Origin of the sequence: Vibrio algarum (genome assembly GCF_028204155.1) — a bacterium.
In the GTDB taxonomy this organism is placed as follows: domain Bacteria; phylum Pseudomonadota; class Gammaproteobacteria; order Enterobacterales; family Vibrionaceae; genus Vibrio; species Vibrio algarum.
Genome location: NZ_JAQLOI010000001.1, coordinates 605,900 through 624,369 on the forward strand (window position 1 = coordinate 605,900; position 18,470 = coordinate 624,369).

An 18,470-nucleotide genomic window follows, 5' to 3' on the forward strand; every position below is an offset into this window, starting at 1 on the left:
TGAACTAGCAAGGGCGCGCATTTTACGCATTTTTTCGATGCGTGAAAAGACTATTTTTTGAGCATTTACAATTTGTTTTCCAAATTGCCTAAAATTCAATCAATTAGTGCGATTTGTGTGGCTATTTTTTTACTCCAGAAATACGACACCATTCTTGAATTTCAGCAATTGGGTCGATATTTAGTTGGTCTCTGTAGTAGTTAGCAACATCTTCTGCCTGTGTATCTAACACTCCAGACATCGCTAATAAACCTTTTGACTTTACGAGTCCTTTAATTACCGGGGACAATTCACGTAGTGGCGCGGCAAGAATATTCGCCACAACAACATCGGCAACTAATCCTTCAGGTTGATTTTCAGGTAAGAACAGTTCAAGTTGATCTTCAACGCCGTTGCGCTTGGCATTTTCTTTTGAAGCGAGGATGGCCTGAGGGTCTATATCAATACCGATTACTTTGTTTGCACCCAATTTAATTGCTGCGATAGCTAGAATGCCAGACCCACAACCAAAATCGATTACCGTTTTACCTTCGAGGTCGATACTTTCTAGCCACTCTAGACAGAGAGATGTCGTTGGGTGGGTGCCTGTGCCAAAGGCTAAGCCAGGATCTAACATGACGTTAATAGCGGTAGGGTCAGGAATATCACGCCAACTAGGGCAGATCCATAATCGCTCACCAAATTTCATTGGGTGGAAGTTATCCATCCATTCGCGTTCCCAGTCTTTGTCTTCAAGTTGCTCAACTTTATAAGCAAAATTGTCGGCAAATAAACCAGAATTTTTAATTTGCTCGATTACCCATGTGGTGTCTACTTCTGCATCGTATAAAGCCACGATATCTGTTTCGCCCCATAATCGAGTTTCTCCTGGAAGAGGCTCAAAAACAGGTGTGTTCTTCGCATCAAGAAAGGTGACTGAAAGTGCATCTGTCTTGTCAGATAACATATCGCCAATTTGCATTGCATTTTGCGCAGTAGCGTTGAGTTTTATTTGAATCCAAGGCATGAAAGTGACCTTTTTGATCGGTTGGAATTGTGGGGGAGTCTAGCAGAAAGTCGTTGAAATTCGAATGGTTCATCTTTAAGCATGCAGTGGAATAGATATCCGTGGATGTACAATCAATGGATATACTGGTTAAATATCGAGAATAACGATAGATTTCTATAAGTGTCGATTGAACTGAGAGTATTGAATTGAAAACAAAACTGATCACCCGAGAAGGTTATAATAAGCTTAAACAAGAGCATGATCACCTTTGGAATGAAAAACGTCCTGAAATTACCAAGATAGTTACTTGGGCGGCGGGGTTAGGTGATCGTTCTGAAAATGCAGATTACACCTTTAATAAGCGCTTGCTTCGACAAATTGATAGACGTGTGCGTTTTTTGAGAAAATTTTTACCTGAGGTAACTATTGTTGATTATTCTCCTCAACAAGAGGGTAAGGTTTTTTTCGGTGCTTGGGTCGAAATAGAAAACGAAGCTGGAGAGGTAAAAAAATTCAGAATTGTTGGACCGGAAGAGATTTACGGTGACGCAAAAGGATATATTTCGATCGACTCTCCGATGGCTCGCTCACTATTAAAGAAAGAAGTTGATGATGAATTTGCAGTTAAAACCCCTGAAGGTGATAAAGAGTGGTTCATTAATTCTATTGAATATGAAAAATAGTGAGTTAAGAACGGTGTTATATGTTTAAGTAGGTCGTCTTATTGTTGATTTTGAGAAAAATTGTCGATTCTGACATGAAAACTAACAATTTTTGACGTGCTATTTACCCTACAAATATGCGATTAAGTTATTCTTATCTATGCTTAATACTAAACCATACACAAATGAGAAGAAGTTGAATGCAAGAGAACCATAAAATCTTAGTAGTTGATGATGATGCACGTCTTCGTTCTTTGCTAGAGCGCTACCTTTCTGAGCAAGGCTTTCAGGTTCGTGGGGTTGCAAATGGTGAGCAGATGGATAGGTTACTTAAGCGAGAAACTTTTCATCTTGTGGTGTTAGATTTAATGCTACCCGGAGAAGATGGTCTTTCGATTTGCCGCCGTTTAAGAATGGCGGAAAACATGATCCCAGTATTGATGTTAACCGCGAAAGGCGATGAGATAGACCGTATTGTCGGACTTGAGGTTGGTGCAGATGACTATCTACCTAAGCCATTTAATCCTCGTGAATTATTAGCTCGTATTAAGGCCGTTTTACGTAGGCAAGTTATTGAGGCTCCTGGAGCACCCAGTTCGGAAGAAACGAATATTGAGTTTGGTGAATTTCGCTTGAACTTAGGAACAAGAGAGATGTACCGAGGCGACGAATTCATGCCGTTAACGTCGGGTGAGTTTGCGGTACTTAAAGCGTTGGTAAATAATGCTAGAGAACCAATGTCTAGAGATAAACTAATGAACATGGCTAGAGGCCGAGAGTATTCCGCAATGGAACGCTCTATCGATGTTCAAATCTCTAGATTGCGAAGAATGTTAGAAGAAGACCCAAGTCGCCCTAGATATATTCAAACCGTATGGGGATTGGGTTATGTGTTTGTGCCTGACGGCCAAGACGCTTAATTCACTGTTTAAAGGCCCTTAAGAAATAGTCTAAACTATCACATCTTAAGGGCTTTATTATTTCGAGGCTCCTATGCTCATCCGTAGTTCACGCACTCAAACCGTCATTCTTTTTGTCTTGGTTTTGCTCGCAAGCCAAGTTTATTCTTATTTCGCCATATTCAATTATGCATTATTACCTAGCTTGCAGCAGTTCAATCGCATTATTGCTCACGAAGTAAATTTGATGTTGGATGATTATGTTGAATTAGAAAATGGTGTGTATTTAGAAGCGCCATCGAGAAGAAAGCTACTTGAAAAATTAGGTGTTACTGCACATCACTCAGACGAAGCGATACATGAAGAATTCGATACAGCGACCAGTATCGATTTTTTAAGTGAGCACATGAGTCAGGAACTAAATAGCCATGCCGAAGTTAGATTAGCGCTTGCGAGTGAAAGCTATATTTTGTGGATAAGGATAGATGAACTGCCAAATGTATTATTGAGAATTCCGCTTTCAGAGTTGCAGGAAGAAGATTTTATGCCGCTGTTTCGGAATAGTCTGTTAATGGCTGTTCTCATTATATTTGCAGGGTGGGTCTTTGTAAGAATCCAAAACCGACCCTTAATGGCACTGGAAGGAGCGGCAAGAATTGTGGGTCGAGGCGAGTTTCCACCACCATTAGCGGAAAGAGGTGCTAATGAGATTAAGGCGGTTACTCAAGCTTTTAATCAAATGGCCAAGGATATTCAGGCACTGGAAGAAGATAGGGCACTGTTGATGGCAGGAATCAGTCATGATTTGCGCACACCGTTGACCCGAATTCGATTGGCAACAGAAATGATGTCCCCTGAAGACAGCTACTTGGCCGAAGGTATTATCTTAGATACTGAAGAATGTAATGAAATAATTGGTCAGTTTATGGATTATTTAAAGCCGGTAAATACAGAGGGCTTTAACAATGTCGATCTTAATGCTTTAGCACAGAGTGTTTTTACGGCGATAAAGGATGAGTCAATTGAAGTAGAAACAAATTTCTCTTTAGAAGAGTGCGAGTTACTGGGGAATGAGATTGAAGTTAAACGGTCACTAACCAATCTAGTAGTAAATGCAGAGCGGTACGGTGCTGGCTGGATACGAATAGCAACAGGTTCAACGGCAGATAAGCATTCTGTTTGGGTTAGTGTGGAGGATAATGGCCCTGGTATTGATATTGGACAGCTAGATAAACTCTTTGAACCTTTTACTCGGGGAGACTCAGCAAGAGGGAGTGAAGGGACAGGGTTAGGTTTGGCTATTGTAAAAAGAATCGTTACTCAGCATAGCGGTACTATTTCAGTGACTAATCGTTCTGAAGGAGGGGTTAGAGTTCAGCTTAGTTTCCCCTCGACTTCTCGGCAGAACAAGCTCAATAAGCAGAAAAAAGAACGTAACGCATTAGATCTTACACGGTAAAATTTTATGCGTTAGAGTAGATATCGCGTTCACCTAGCCAGCGCTCAATGATAGCCTTTGCATTACTTGGATAATTATCGTGTATATACCTAGCCATACGTTGTATCTCAGGGATCAGCCTTTGATCTCTTATTAAATCGGCTATCTTCAGATCAGCGATACCGGTCTGCTTTGTTCCTAAGAGTTCTCCTGGTCCCCTTATCTCTAAGTCGCGTTGCGCAATAACAAAGCCATCATTACTTTCTCGTAAAACCCCCAATCGTTTTTGCGCTGTTTTGGAAAGAGGCGAGTGGTAAAGCAATACACAATGGCTGGCAACAGTGCCTCGGCCTACTCGACCCCGAAGTTGGTGGAGTTGAGCTAAACCTAAACGTTCAGGATTTTCGATAATCATTAAGCTCGAGTTTGGAACATCAACCCCCACTTCTATAACGGTAGTGGCAACCAATAGATGCAATTCGTTATCTTTGAATTGTTGCATTACTGTCTGTTTTTCTGCTGATTTCATGCGGCCATGAACTAACCCTATTTTAAGCTCAGGCAGGAGCCTTTGCAGTTCATCGGCTGTATCGGCAGCGGCTTGTGCCTCTAAAACTTCGGACTCATCGATGAGGGTGCAAACCCAGTACGCCTGTTTTCCTTCGTTTAGACAAGCATTTCGTACTCTATCTACAATGGCATCTCTCTTGGTGTCTGGTATTGCTACCGTTTGAATCGGCGTTCTTCCCGGTGGTAGCTCGTCAATGATAGAGGTTTCTAAATCTGCGTATGCCGTCATTGCTAAGGTTCGAGGGATGGGCGTGGCAGTCATGATAAGTTGATGGGGAAAAGAGCCTTGTGCTTCTCCTTTTTCGCGTAGCTTGAGTCGCTGATGAACACCAAAACGATGCTGCTCATCAATAATGACCAATGCTAACTGGTTGAACTCGACATGATCTTGAAATAGGGCATGCGTCCCCACCACCATTTTTGCTTCACCGCTAGCGATTTTCCTTAGTTCTTCTTCTTTGGTCTTTCCTTTTAGTTTTCCTGCCAACCAAGCGACTTGAACGCCTAAAGGCTCTAACCAATTCGTAAAATTAATAGTGTGTTGCTCTGCCAAAAGCTCAGTGGGTGCCATAAGAGCCACTTGGTATCCTTGAGAAATGGCTCTTACTGCTGTAAGTGCGGCAACGAGTGTTTTACCCGAGCCAACATCGCCTTGAACCAGGCGCATCATTGGATGGGACTTAACTAGGTCCGCTTCTATTTCTCCTACTACCCTTTTTTGAGCATTGGTAGGAGAAAATGGAAGTTGTTCTAATAGTCTTTCTTTTAGAGTTCCCGTTTCAGGTAAAGGTAGTGCTGTATCTTGCTGCCCTTTGTGTCTAATTGAGTGCATAGATAAGTTTTGTGCCAACAGCTCTTCAATTATCAGCCTTTGTTGAGCAGGGGTTTTTCCTTCATCAAACTCGTCGATATTGATATTCGGTGGTGGGCGATGAATAGTGTGAAGTGCTTCTGCTAACGTTAATTGGTTATTATATAAACCGTTAGGTAGGACTTCTTCAATAGCTGATTTATCTAATAGTTGTAGCGCTTGTTCGCTAAGGTTTCGAAGCGTATTTTGCCTAAGCCCCTCTGTTGTTGGGTATACGGGAGTTAAGTTTTGTTCTATATCTGGTGTCGTGGCTGGAGCAAAAAACTTATAATCTGGATGTACGATCTCTAAACCAAAATTGCCTCTTTTTACTTCTCCATAGGCATGAACCTGTTTGCCTTCCGTAAAGTTATTTTTCATACCTGCGGTGAAGTTAAAAAATCGCAAGGTCAGAGTGCCGTTGCCGTCGCTTATTTTTACGGCAAGCATTTTTTTCGGCCAAAGACAGTATCAACATTCATTACCTTGCCTTGTACAGCAGCCCATAGTCCGGTATGAACTTTAGCTATAGGATAAATTCTAGTGCGATCTTCGTAGCGTAAAGGTAAATGAAATAGTAGATCTTGAACGGTATGTAAGCCTACTTTTGCTAACTTTTCGGCAACCTTTGATCCAACACCTGATAAGGAGGTGATTGGTACAGCAGATAAAAGTCGTGACATAGGTAAACTCATCTTTTGTTCTTTAATTTCTGATATTCAAGCATTTAACTGTCTATTTGTACAGGGTTTTAAGTTGGGAAATAGTGTGGTGTAACCAAGGTTAAGTTGTAATAAAAAAGCACTCTAAAAAGAGTGCTTTTATTGTAGTACTTGCTAAACCAGCTTATTTATTGAAGACCAAGTTTCTTCTCAAGATAGTGAATATTCGCACCACCGTGTTGGAAGTTTTCGTCATTCATAATGTCTAGCTGCAATGGTATGTTGGTTTTTATACCTTCGATGATCATTTCACCTAACGCATTTTTCATACGTGCGATAGCCACATCACGATTTTCACCGTAAGTAATGAGCTTACCAACCATTGAATCATAATGGGGCGGAACAGTATAACCAGTATAGATATGCGATTCCCAACGAACGCCCATACCACCCGGAGCGTGGAATCGGTTGATTGTTCCTGGGCAAGGTAAGAAACGTACCGGATCTTCAGCGTTGATTCGACATTCGATAGAGTGTCCGCTTAGTTTGATATCGTCTTGAGTAAACGATAATGGCTGGCCCGCAGCAACACGAAGTTGTTCTTTAATAAGATCAACACCAGTTACCATTTCCGTTACTGGATGCTCAACCTGAATACGAGTATTCATTTCGATAAAGTAAAATTCGCCATTTTCATATAAAAATTCAAATGTACCAGCACCGCGATAGCCAATTTCAATACATGCACGAGTACAGCGTTCACCAATGAATTTACGCATTTCCGCTGTAATACCTGGAGCAGGTGCTTCTTCTACAACTTTCTGATGGCGACGTTGCATTGAACAGTCACGTTCACCAAGGTGAATTGCGCCACCCTGACCATCAGCGATAATTTGTACTTCTACGTGACGAGGGTTTTCAAGGTATTTCTCCATGTAAACCACATCGTTATTAAAAGCGGCTTTTGCTTCTGCTCGTGTCATTGCGATAGCTTCAATTAACTCGCCTTCACTGCGTACAACACGCATACCACGTCCGCCACCGCCACCGGAAGCTTTAATAATTACTGGGTAACCAATACGTTTAGCGTGAGCTTTGTTTAGGCTAGCATCGTCATCAAGTGGACCGTCAGAACCCGGTACACATGGTACGCCAGCTTTTTTCATTGATGTAATAGCGGAAACTTTATCACCCATCAGGCGGATCGTTTCTGCTTTAGGGCCCACAAAAATAAAGCCGCTACGCTCAACTTGCTCTGCAAAATCTGCATTTTCAGATAAGAAACCGTAACCAGGATGAATCGCTACAGCACCTGTCACTTCTGCTGCTGAAATTATACGAGGAATATTTAGGTAACTATCAATACCACGAGCAGGACCGATACAAATGGATTCATCGGCGAGTAAAACGTGTTTTAGATCTCGGTCAGCGGTAGAGTGAACGGCGACGGTTTTGATACCAATCTCTTTACAGGCGCGAAGTATACGAAGTGCAATTTCACCTCGGTTCGCGATGACTAATTTGTCCAGCATAGTGAATGGCCTCTATTATTCGATAACAACAAGTGGTTGATCGAACTCTACTGCAGCACCGTCTTCAACCAAGATCGCAGTAATTACACCAGATTTATCTGCTTCGATTTGATTCATCATTTTCATGGCTTCTACGATACATAGAGTATCACCAGCAGAAACAGATTGACCTACTTCAATAAATGATTTGGCTTCTGGGCTTGGAGAGCGGTAGAACGTACCTACCATTGGAGAAAGTACTTTGTGACCAGCCACTTCTACTACAGCGGGTTCCGCAGTGACTTCTGGAGCGGCAACTGGTGCGGCTGAAGCAACAGGCGCAGGTGCTGCTGCATATTGCATCGGTGCAAATTGAGCAGGGCTGTTACGACTGATTCGTACGGATTCCTCACCTTCTGAAATTTCAAGTTCAGAAATGCCAGACTCTTCTACTAGTTCAATCAGTTTCTTTATTTTACGTATATCCATCTTTTCTTTCTCTTTATCTGTTGAGCGCTTCAAACCTATGACAGGGTGAAGCGAAATTAGTTCTTTAAGACTCTGACTTCAGCTGTTCTATCGCTGCTGTCAAAGCAAATTGGTAACCTTTCGCACCGAGTCCACATATAACGCCTACTGCCTTATCGGATAGATAAGAGTGATGACGGAAAGATTCACGCGCATGCACATTGGATAAGTGAACTTCGATAAACGGAATAGCCACACCTAATAAAGCATCGCGAAGTGCAACACTGGTATGGGTAAAAGCCGCGGGATTGATAATAATGAAATCAACATTATTGTGAGCAGCATGAATCGCTTCTAACAGCTCATACTCTCTGTTTGACTGTAGGTGCTGAAGTTCAACATCAGCAGCATCAGCCTGAATAATCAAACTATCCACTATCTGTTCTAAGGTCTGCGAACCGTAGTGACCAGGCTCTCGAACCCCTAAGAGGTTAAGATTTGGACCGTTTAAAAGCAGAATGCGTAACTTTGCAGTCATCTTGTGGCTATCTTCCTTTAACTAGAATTTAATTAGTGTGTCTGATTTATTATAGACAATTTTGATGATTTTCCCGCTAATTTTTAGTCAATCATCATTTAAGACCACGATTATAGCTAATTCACTGCAAATAGCAGCATTTTACTGGTCTAATCTCATGGGGTGAAAGTTATTAAATGTTACAGGGGTAACACTTTTGCCAACTGCATGAACGAATCTCAACAGTAAATTATGGTTTCTTCGGGGGTGTTTAAAACGTTTGTTGATTTTGACACAAAAAAAAGCGCTACATAAAGTAGCGCAAATGGTAGGAGTCATCTTTTTAAAGATTCGTTATAAATTTCTATGGCATCTCCGCTTTTTCAGCAATGAGTTTGTCTACAACACTTGGATCGGCAAGTGTTGAGGTATCTCCAAGGTTACTTGTGTCTCCCGTTGCGATTTTACGAAGTATACGACGCATGATCTTTCCTGAACGTGTTTTCGGTAGTGAGTCTGTCCAGTGAAGTACATCTGGTGTCGCTATCGGTCCTATCTCTTTTCGAACCCAATCTTTTACTTCTTTATGTAGCTCTGCACTTGGGTACTCACCATCGTTCAATGTGATGTAAGCGTAAATCGCTTGGCCTTTAATATCATGCGGCACACCCACTATGGCGGCTTCAGCTATTTTGCTGAAGGCTACGAGTGCGGATTCAATCTCTGCTGTACCCATACGGTGACCAGACACGTTCAATACATCATCAACGCGACCAGTTATCCAGTAATAACCATCTTCATCTCGACGAGCACCATCACTAGTAAAGTACATACCTCTAAATGTTGAGAAGTAAGTCTGTTCAAAACGATCGTGATCTCCGTATATGCTACGCATTTGACCCGGCCAGGAATCAAGAATAACAAGATTCCCCTCTGTAGCCCCTTCAACAATATTACCCATGTTGTCCACAAGTGCAGGTTGAACACCGAAGAATGGTCGTGTTGCCGAACCTGGTTTTAGTGCGGTTGCGCCTGGTAGAGGAGAAATGAGTATTCCTCCGGTTTCGGTCTGCCACCATGTATCAACAATCGGGGATTTTTCATTACCAATTGTTTTGTAATACCACTCCCACGCTTCAGGGTTTATTGGTTCACCCACAGACCCCATAATACGTAAGCTACTGCGGCTTGTGCCTTCAACTGCTTCGTCACCTTTTGCCATAAGTGCTCGAATCGCAGTTGGAGCGGTATATAGAGTAGATACTTGATGCTTATCAACCACTTCGCTCATACGGCTAGTATTTGGGTAGTTAGGCACACCTTCAAATAGAATGGTTTTGGCTCCGTTTGCTAATGGGCCATAAACCAAGTAAGTGTGTCCGGTTATCCAACCAACATCTGCCGTACACCAGAAGGTATCGCCTTCATTGTAGTCGAACACATATTTAAAGGTCATCGCAGCATAGACCAGATAACCACCAGTAGTGTGTAACACACCTTTAGGTTTACCTGTGGAACCTGAGGTGTAGAGAATAAACAGTGGATCTTCTGCTTTCATCTCCATTGGTGGGAAATAATCGGAAACGTTAGCTGTCGCTTCGTGCCACCAGATATCACGGTGTTCATGCCACTCTACATCGCCACCAGTTCGTTTAAGTACCATCACTTTAGTGATACTTTTCACTTCTGGATTGGTTAACGCTTCGTCTACGTTTTTCTTTAGTGGGACAGCTCGGCCAGCGCGGACGCCTTCATCTGCGGTTATCACAACTTTTGCATTTGAATCGATAATTCGGCCTGAAAGCGCTTCTGGAGAGAATCCGCCGAATACGACAGTGTGTACAGCACCAACACGAGTACAAGCTAACATTGCTATGGCGGCTTCGGGAACCATTGGCATATAAAGGCAAACAACGTCACCCTTATGAACACCAGCATCTTTTAAGGCATTAGAAAAGCGACATACTTCTTTATGTAGCTCATTGAATGTAAGCGTTTTATCATCATTTGGGTCGTCACCTTCCCAAATAATTGCAACGTCATCACCTTTATCCGCTAGATGGCGATCAATACAGTTTGCCGATACATTTAGAGTGCCATCTTCAAACCAACGAATACCGACATGGCCAGTATCAAATGACGTATTTTTTACTTTGGTGAAAGGTTTTATCCAATCGACAATTTTACCATGCTCTCCCCAAAATCCTTCAGGGTCACTGACAGACTGTTGATACATAGAAAGGTAAGTATCGTTATCAGCGTGGGTTGTGGCTTTTATATTTTCTTTGACTGGATACACACTCATTGCTTCTCTCCTTGTGATTTAAGCAAACTTCCATTGAGTTCATTTTGATAAGCATTGTGCTATAGATTTTTATAAACCTAGTTGAGTGCTATAACTGTCGGTTACAGCGCGTTTTTTCTCAATTAGACTTTAGGATAAATTTAGACCTGGCGACGCGCTCAGACGTTTATTTCTCGAATTTGTATTTTGTCGTCACTGTGTTTCGAAACCTTAATCGAGTTTTGTCAACGTTATCTCATGTATGCGGACGTCAGTGCTGGTAGATCACCATAAGTTAGCCGCACATAGACTAGCGCTGCAGAGATAGCGTCTTGTAGGGCATCATGTTTATTGTCTTGAGCTGGTAAACCCAGATGCTTGCATATCGCGTCTAAACTTAAGTCAAAATAAGCATTGGGAAGGTGTTTTTCTAACATCTCGTGATAGATGTGGCTCACTTCAATGAGTCTATTTGGAAGTGGGAATCCAAGTTGTTTTTGACAAGCAATATCTAATATCGTCTTGTCGTAGCGAATGTGGTATCCGACTAAAGGCCGATTACCAATAAACTTAAGTAGTGCTTTTAGCGCCTCTTTTTCACTAATACCATCAATAAGGTCTTGGTGACGGATGCGGTGAATGCGCACTGAGCCAGAGTCTAAAGATTGTGGCGCCCGTAAGCGAACATGAAACGGTTCACTAGTAATGATTCTATTGCCAATAATTTTGGTTGCGGCAATTGTGACCAGTTCAGCCCTTTTGGGGTCTAGACTGGTGGTTTCACAATCTAGAGAAACAAACTCTTGGTGTGTAGGCACGGCAAATAATTCACGGTAAGGTGAATCTTTGAGTTTGTAGTACCACCAATTGCGCCTAAGCCAATTCATGCCTAATCCCTAATTTGATAATGATAACCAAGCCACTGTTTGAATTTCTTGACTACATGTAAGCTATGCCGGAGCAGGTCTCGTTCGGTTCTATCTAGTAATTTTAGTTCAATTTTGTTGTGACTGTGCTGTTGAGATAATTGTTGTGTTAAACGAAGTTTTAGAAATAGTTTTAACGCTTCACTGAGGTTGTCTGCCGTCTCTTTTTCTAGCACTTTCTTTTCTTGGAGAGCAATCAGTCTATCGAAGGTGTTATTCACATCTAGGGCGTGCTCAAGACTCAAGGCTCTAACGCCGTGGACAATGGGGAATATGCCGCCGCCTTTTATGTCTACGCCTTCTTTAGACGATTTCACTTTACCAAATAGCGTGAGAGGTATTGAAAAGTTAAGAGCAGGGCGAGTAAATTCAGTGAGAATGAGTTCTTGATTGGCCATTCGTTTGATTAAGTAGTCCTTGATCGGGGTTAATAAAGACTTATTACCAGCAACGGCATGAGCATCGGCGACGATGGCTATTTTCATTACCTGTTCAGGTCTTGCTGCTGAAACCCAATCACTTAACGTTTTTTTCCAGTCTTCGCTATGTTTTACCCAATCAGGATTATTGACCATGACCTTTCCGGGGCAGAGTGGATAGCCAAGCTGTTGCAATGTGTGGGTTAGGTTATCCATTATTGACGATAGGTTCTCTATTTCTACGCCATCCTTAATGATCAAGGCGTTATCTTGATCTGTTTTGAGTATCTGCTCTCCACGGCCTTCCGAGCCTAATACCATCAGACAGATATCATCATGATTTGTTGGTGGAACAACCAATTCAAATGCTTTTTCAATTATTTGTTCATTCACCGCCGAGATAAGTTCCATGATGAATCTTGTGCGAATACCGTTAGTAATTAAGCTTTCAACTAGGTTTCTTTGTTTGTTTGCTGCAAGCGCTAACTCTTCAATACTACTTGCTCTTGCGATACTCAGGGTTAATACATGAGAGTGGGTCGAAAATGCACTTAGTATTTGAGTCATGTCTAGCATGCCAACAGCGTCATTGCCATCACACACCATGACGCGTTTCATCTTTTGCTTTGTCATGGTTATCATTGCGTTAAATAAAAAATCGCCGTCATCAACATGAAAAACGGGGAAGGTGGCAATATCACCAACTGCGGTATTTAATGGCTGATTTTCTAGCATGACCGCGTGCAGCATATTAGTTCTAGTGACAATGGCATATGGGTGTTCACCAATGTGCTCTAACAGGCGCTTGTCGTTATCATTAAGTCTAACGAGTGCTGCGTCGACGCCTTTTTCTTTTAGCATTTTTGTGACTTCAATGAGCGGAAGTTCAGGTTTAAGGATTAAAGGGGGTGATAAATAGTGCTATCTACCTTACTTAAAATAAATTCAGCGAGGTTTTGTTGTTGTTGAGCCGCCTCTATAAGCTCTTGTCGTTTAGCTAAGTTGTTGTCAAAGTAGGCAGCGAACTGTCCATTAGCATTGTAAAGTTCGAGAAATTTTTGGGTCGGTAATAGATAGGATAACGTGTCTTCTAGCGCTACGTATTTATGTTTTGAAACATGCTCAAACTGGGCTCGAACATCAAAAATATCATCGTTTGCATAGTGAGCAAATATCTCTAGATCGTCGGAGGATCGCTCTTCTACTGCGCCTTTGATTAGAATATGTAAATAATCGCATTTTACGCCCGCCTTCAATAACACATCTTTTTCTCGATAATAGGCTACGTCTAAAGAAGAACGTAATTGTAATTGTTGCGCTTCAGATAGGCGGTCAAAAGGGGAGATTGCATATTAAATTTGTCAGGCATAGCAAGATTCGCTCCGAGTAAAACCTTAGTTATAGTCTGGCAAGTTTCTGCTTAACCTCCAGACGACTTTGGTCTAATGGCTGGAGCATAAGAAATAGGGAACAGGAAATAGTTAACTGTTCCCTTTTTAAGTTAAGGGATCATAGGCATAATGGCGGCGATTTATAATACACTCATAAAAGCTAGGTTAATTATGTTTTCCCCATCGCCTTTTGGCTGGATTTCTCAGTACTTTGTTGGTTTCTTTTTCGCCTATGGCGTATATATCCCTTTCTGGGCGCTTTGGTTTAAAGAGCAGGGTGTATCAGCTAGTGATATAGGTTTATTAATGGGGTTGGCATTTGCGACTCGTTTTATTGCGAACCTTGTGATTACGCCGAGATTACATAAGGTTGAGCACTTATTACCCGCAATCCGTTGGCTTAGTTTCTTTTCAGTTCTTTTTATCTGGTTTCATTTTTTTACCGGTGGCGATTTTTGGATGATGGCTGTGGCCACTATTCTGTTTAACCTTTGTTGCGGACCAGCCATCCCTCTTTCAGATGCGATGGCTAATTACTACGCTAAACTTGGTAAGTTGGATTACGGTAGAACCCGCTTATGGGGTTCTATTGCTTTTATAGTCGGTTCTACTACAGTTGGTTATCTAATATCACTATATGGCACCGATATGATTGTTCATACTGCGTTAGCAGGAACAGCTGTCGGCCTTCTACTTGCGATGCGAACGCCTAATCCTCCACCCGTGAGCGTTAGCGATGAAGATTCTGTTAGACCTAAATTGCTCGCGTTGATTAAACGACCGGACGTTTTTAGATTTTTAATTTTGCTTTCTCTCATCCACGGAAGCCATGCAGCCTATTACAGTTTTAGTACTATTTATTGGAAGTCGGTAGGGCATCCAGAAAATGTGATTGGTTACTTATGGAGCATCGGTGTTATTGCCGAGATAACCGTATTTGCAACCAGTAAAAGGTTGTTTAGTAATATGAGTTTAAGAACTATGTTCTTAATAGCTTCAGCAGGGATAGCGCTGCGTTGGGCTTTAACTGCTACGGTGACGGATGTTTGGGGATTAGGTTTAATTCAATTATTGCATGGTGTTACATTTGCTACGGCGCACTTGGCGGCGATTAGATATATTCAGCGAGCCAACCAAAATGAAATGGTGCCGTTGCAGGCTCTATACAATGCGATTCCTATGGGAGCATTTACAGCAGTAATGACCGCATTGAGTGGTGTAGGCTTTGAAATGTGGGGAGCAAATGTATTCTGGGTGATGTCCCTGATGGGTATTTTAGCGCTCTTCGTTAGGGTCGAGCCTAAAAAAATTAGAGTAGAGTAGAAAAAGGGCTACTTGAGCCACAAATCGAGAGCTAACCACCTGAGAATTAACAATTCTTTAACTACACTAAAGCCGGAATCTAATATTCCGGTTTTTTTGTCTCTAAAAATCGTTCAAGGAAAGGTCAATGCAAGGATGGATTGTTGTTCCCGTTACTCTCACCTATCTCGGGATTCTGTTTTTAATCGCTTGGTACGGTGACAGGCAGACTAAATGGTTGTCCCGTTGGCGTCCGTGGATTTATAGCCTATCTATTGCCGTTTATTGCACATCTTGGACATTTTACGGAACCGTAGGGCAAGCCAGTAATAATCCGTGGTCATTTCTTCCTATTTATGTTGCTCCTATTTTGGTGTTTGTATTTGGTTGGCGAGTACTAGCGCGACTAATATTAATAGCAAAAAGAGAGCACATCACATCAATAGCTGATTTTATAGCGGCAAGATACGGAAAATCACAAGGTTTGGCCGTGACGGTTACCTTAATTGCAGTGGTAGGAATATTACCTTATATCGCTTTGCAATTAAGAGGGATTACGATGGGTCTAGATATTATAGCGCCGGATCTCACCTCTCAATTGGGGTATGAGGATGGGCATGTATCTTGGTTTGTTGTTGGAGCCTTGGCTGTTTTTACTATTTTATTCGGTACTCGCCATATCGATAATACAGAGCATCATCGCGGTATGATGATGGCCGTTGCCTTTGAATCGATAGTAAAACTAGCCGCTTTTTTAGTGGTGGGACTATTTATATTTTATCTCGCATTGAGTAGCCCTGAGATAGAGTTGATCGATATAGCAATTGAAACCTATGAATCTCCGAATATTCCTGGGTTAGTTATACATACGCTATTAACCATGGCCGCTATCGTCTGTTTGCCTAGACAGTTTCACACCATGGTTGTGGAAAATGAGCGAGCACAAGATCTCCATGTTGCAAGAAGGGTATTTCCGACCTATTTGGTTTTAATCGGTTTATTTGTATTACCGATTTCTTGGGTTGGGCAAAGCCTTCTAGCCGGAAGCCCGGCCGATGCTTATGTGATCAGCCTGCCACTTTCTGTGGGTGCAAAGGACATCGCACTTTTGGCATTCTTAGGCGGAACATCAGCGGCGAGTGGAATGGTAATCGTGTCTACTATTGCCCTTGCTATCATGATGTCTAATGATTTGGTCTTTCCGCTGTTGCTCCGTAGAATAAAACTTTCAAATCGTACCCATACGCACTTTTCTGGGTTGCTTCTTAATGTTCGTAGAATATTGATATTGCTTATTTTATTTGGTGCTTGGGGCTTCTATATGGCATTGGATAATATCCGCTCGTTATCCATTATCGGATTGCTGTCTTTCGCTGCTATTGCACAATTTTCTCCAGCGCTTATTGGTGGTATGTATTGGCGATTAGGCAACAAAAAAGGGGTGTATATTGGTTTGTTGGCTGGCTTTGTTATCTGGTTAGTTACTCTTATGAGTCAGACAGATATGTTAGCAGGGGACTCAGAGAGTAATTTTTTATTGTGGATTATTCGTCCACCACAGTTTTTAGCCGACTGGTCACTCACCGCATCAGATTGGGGTATGGCATTAAGCGTTATTGTTAATGCCCTATGCTACGTACTTATCTCGTTAGTAACACGCTCTAGTTTAAGTGAGCGTTTACAATCAGCGGCCTTTGTAGGGACACCTCTACCTGAAAGCGAAAACATGAGTTTGTATCAAAGCCGAGTGACGGTTTTAGAACTCGAAATGTTGGCAGGAAGATTTGTCGGTCGAACCCGAGCTAGAACGGCTTTTAATAATTATTGGCGACAAGAAGAGCAGACATTACTCCCTAATCAACAAGCGACATCAGGTTTGATTCGTCATACGGAAAGAGTTCTGGCTGGCGTTTTTGGAGCGTCATCAGCTAAGTTAGTGCTTACTTCTGCTCTTCAGGGTAAGAATATGCAGTTAGAAGAAGTCGCTACCATTGTAGATGAGGCTTCTGAGTTGTATGACTTTAGTCGAGGGCTATTACAGGGTGCGATTGAACATATTAGCCAAGGGATTACTGTTGTCGACAAACAACTTAGACTAGTGGCTTGGAATCAAAGATATTTGGAGTTGTTTGAATTTCCTCCGGGGCTTATTCAGATTGGCAGACCAATAGCGGAAGTCATTCGGCATAATGCTCAGATGGGGCTATGTGGCCCAGGAGATCCTGAAGAACATGTGCGTAAACGTGTTTACCATCTAGAGTGCGGTACACAACACACTTCTTCGCGTGTTTATCCTGATGGAACGGTTATAGAAGTGCAGGGGAATCCGATGCCCGGTGGTGGGTTCGTAATGAGTTTTTCCGATATCACCGTTTTCCGTGAGGCAGAAAAAACGCTCAAAGAGGTGAATGAAAACCTAGAGTATAGAGTGTTAGAGCGTACTAAAGAGCTTGAATCGCTCAATAAAAGGCTCGTATCCGCAACACAAAGTGCCAATACTGAGTCTCAATCTAAAACCCGCTTTTTGGCTGCGGTAAGTCATGACCTAATGCAACCACTCAATGCTGCCCGACTTTTTGCATCGTCCCTTTCTGAAGTGGCCAAAGATGGAGAAACAAAAAAATTATCTACCCATATAGAAAGCGCTTTGGGGGCTGCGGAAGAGTTGATTGGTGACTTGTTGGATATCTCTAGGCTTGAATCAGGCAAGCTAAAAACAGATATAAAAGGGTTTAAGCTTAATGAAGTATTAAACAACCTTAATGCGGAATTTAGTGCACTAGCAAAACAACAACACATTGATTTCAAGATGATTCCATCCAATCTCATCGTTCATTCTGATCCAAAACTGCTACGTCGTGTTCTGCAAAATTTTTTGACAAATGCATTTCGATATAACCCAAAGGGCAAAGTACTGTTGGGTACACGTCGAGTAAACGGTATGGTGAGAATCGAAGTTTGGGATAATGGTGTCGGGATTGCACTGGATAAGCAATCCGAAATCTTTGATGAATTCACCCGTGGAGACCCTAGTCATATATCTCAAGGGCTTGGTATTGGGCTTGCTATTTCTAGAGGTATTGCTCGGGTACTAGAGCATGATATTGGGTTACGCTCTTGGCCTGATGAAGGTTCGGTTTTTTCAATTACTCTTGAGAGGGGGAATTCGTCGAACCGGTTATCGTGCCTGTAGTACAACCAGACATTTCGTCACTATCGAATGTACGCGTGCTCTGTGTTGATAACGAATTAGAGATACTTTCTGGAATGAGAACGCTATTAGAACGTTGGGGCTGTGATGTTAGGACTGCACGTGATTTAGTTGAAAGCTTACAACTGATGCAAGACGACTGGAAACCTAATGTCATCTTTTCTGATTATCGTTTAGACAATGATAGGACTGGACTAGAGGTATTGCAGCAATGTCGTCTGCGTTTGGGGAATAGTTTCGAAGGTATTATTATTAGTGCAGATAGAACAGAAGAGATGCTGACGGCAATTACGTCTAATGGATTTAGTTTTATTGCTAAACCCGTTAAGCCATTAAAGCTTAGAGCGGTACTAAACCGTATTCATTAATAAA

The 18,470-nt window shown here is 42.0% G+C and carries 10 protein-coding genes and 3 pseudogenes; 5 read left to right on the plus strand and 8 right to left on the minus strand.

Annotated elements, in window-relative coordinates:
• Positions 1 to 121: 121 nt before the first annotated feature.
• On the minus strand, positions 122 to 1,006 hold the full coding sequence (gene prmA / locus PGX00_RS03085) for a 50S ribosomal protein L11 methyltransferase (RefSeq protein ID WP_272132691.1): 885 nt from the start codon (positions 1,004 to 1,006) through the stop codon (positions 122 to 124).
• 188 nt (positions 1,007 to 1,194) lie between these two features.
• On the opposite strand from prmA, the gene greB reads away from it, so the two are divergent.
• The 3 genes from greB to envZ all read left to right on the plus strand — a co-directional run bounded on the left by greB (position 1,195) and on the right by envZ (position 4,008).
• Positions 1,195 to 1,671, plus strand: coding sequence for a transcription elongation factor GreB (gene greB / locus PGX00_RS03090; RefSeq protein WP_272132693.1), 477 nt, complete (start codon positions 1,195 to 1,197; stop codon positions 1,669 to 1,671).
• Positions 1,672 to 1,850: 179 nt separating this feature from the next.
• Positions 1,851 to 2,570 carry an osmolarity response regulator transcription factor OmpR gene (ompR, locus tag PGX00_RS03095; protein WP_272132695.1) on the plus strand — a complete coding sequence of 240 codons (720 nt, stop codon included), beginning with the start codon at positions 1,851 to 1,853 and terminating at the stop codon, positions 2,568 to 2,570.
• 73 nt (positions 2,571 to 2,643) lie between these two features.
• Complete coding sequence (gene envZ / locus PGX00_RS03100; RefSeq protein ID WP_272132696.1) at positions 2,644 to 4,008, plus strand: two-component system sensor histidine kinase EnvZ; 1,365 nt, start codon at positions 2,644 to 2,646, stop codon at positions 4,006 to 4,008.
• Between the two features lie 4 nt (positions 4,009 to 4,012).
• On the opposite strand, the pseudogene recG reads toward envZ, so the two are convergent.
• The 7 genes and pseudogenes from recG to PGX00_RS03135 form a co-directional block, all read right to left on the minus strand.
• Positions 4,013 to 6,090, minus strand: a pseudogene (recG, locus tag PGX00_RS03105) (ATP-dependent DNA helicase RecG).
• 167 nt (positions 6,091 to 6,257) lie between these two features.
• On the minus strand, positions 6,258 to 7,601 hold the full coding sequence (gene accC, locus PGX00_RS03110) for an acetyl-CoA carboxylase biotin carboxylase subunit (RefSeq protein ID WP_272132697.1): 1,344 nt from the start codon (positions 7,599 to 7,601) through the stop codon (positions 6,258 to 6,260).
• Between the two features lie 15 nt (positions 7,602 to 7,616).
• A complete protein-coding gene (gene accB, locus PGX00_RS03115) occupies positions 7,617 to 8,069 on the minus strand; it encodes an acetyl-CoA carboxylase biotin carboxyl carrier protein (RefSeq protein ID WP_272132699.1) in 453 nt (150 codons plus the stop codon).
• Between the two features lie 64 nt (positions 8,070 to 8,133).
• Positions 8,134 to 8,586, minus strand: a complete 453-nt coding sequence (gene aroQ, locus PGX00_RS03120; protein ID WP_272132700.1) for a type II 3-dehydroquinate dehydratase — start codon at positions 8,584 to 8,586, stop codon at positions 8,134 to 8,136.
• Between the two features lie 343 nt (positions 8,587 to 8,929).
• Entirely contained in the window at positions 8,930 to 10,870 is a 1,941-nt protein-coding gene (gene acs / locus PGX00_RS03125; RefSeq protein ID WP_272132702.1) for an acetate--CoA ligase, read from the minus strand.
• Positions 10,871 to 11,100: 230 nt separating this feature from the next.
• Positions 11,101 to 11,736, minus strand: a complete 636-nt coding sequence (locus PGX00_RS03130) for a 3'-5' exonuclease (RefSeq protein WP_272132703.1) — start codon at positions 11,734 to 11,736, stop codon at positions 11,101 to 11,103.
• 2 nt (positions 11,737 to 11,738) lie between these two features.
• Positions 11,739 to 13,563 (minus strand): annotated as a pseudogene (locus PGX00_RS03135) (DUF294 nucleotidyltransferase-like domain-containing protein).
• Positions 13,564 to 13,756: 193 nt separating this feature from the next.
• Here PGX00_RS03135 and PGX00_RS03140 point away from each other — a divergent pair.
• Together PGX00_RS03140 and PGX00_RS03145 are read left to right on the plus strand one after the other, a co-directional pair.
• Positions 13,757 to 14,908, plus strand: a complete 1,152-nt coding sequence (locus PGX00_RS03140) for a 3-phenylpropionate MFS transporter (RefSeq protein WP_272132705.1) — start codon at positions 13,757 to 13,759, stop codon at positions 14,906 to 14,908.
• Between the two features lie 127 nt (positions 14,909 to 15,035).
• A pseudogene (locus PGX00_RS03145) lies at positions 15,036 to 18,466 on the plus strand (PAS domain-containing hybrid sensor histidine kinase/response regulator).
• Positions 18,467 to 18,470: the final 4 nt, after the last annotated feature.

Excerpts from the sequence above, each read along its gene's own strand:
- prmA (WP_272132691.1), bottom strand. The coding sequence starts at position 1,006 with ATGCCTTGGATTCAAATAAAACTCAACGCTACTGCGCAAAATGCAATG.
- ompR (WP_272132695.1), top strand. The coding sequence starts at position 1,851 with ATGCAAGAGAACCATAAAATCTTAGTAGTTGATGATGATGCACGTCTT.
- envZ (WP_272132696.1), top strand. The coding sequence starts at position 2,644 with ATGCTCATCCGTAGTTCACGCACTCAAACCGTCATTCTTTTTGTCTTG.
- accC (WP_272132697.1), bottom strand. The coding sequence starts at position 7,601 with ATGCTGGACAAATTAGTCATCGCGAACCGAGGTGAAATTGCACTTCGT.
- accB (WP_272132699.1), bottom strand. The coding sequence starts at position 8,069 with ATGGATATACGTAAAATAAAGAAACTGATTGAACTAGTAGAAGAGTCT.
- aroQ (WP_272132700.1), bottom strand. The coding sequence starts at position 8,586 with ATGACTGCAAAGTTACGCATTCTGCTTTTAAACGGTCCAAATCTTAAC.
- acs (WP_272132702.1), bottom strand. The coding sequence starts at position 10,870 with ATGAGTGTGTATCCAGTCAAAGAAAATATAAAAGCCACAACCCACGCT.
- PGX00_RS03130 (WP_272132703.1), bottom strand. The coding sequence starts at position 11,736 with ATGAATTGGCTTAGGCGCAATTGGTGGTACTACAAACTCAAAGATTCA.
- PGX00_RS03140 (WP_272132705.1), top strand. The coding sequence starts at position 13,757 with ATGTTTTCCCCATCGCCTTTTGGCTGGATTTCTCAGTACTTTGTTGGT.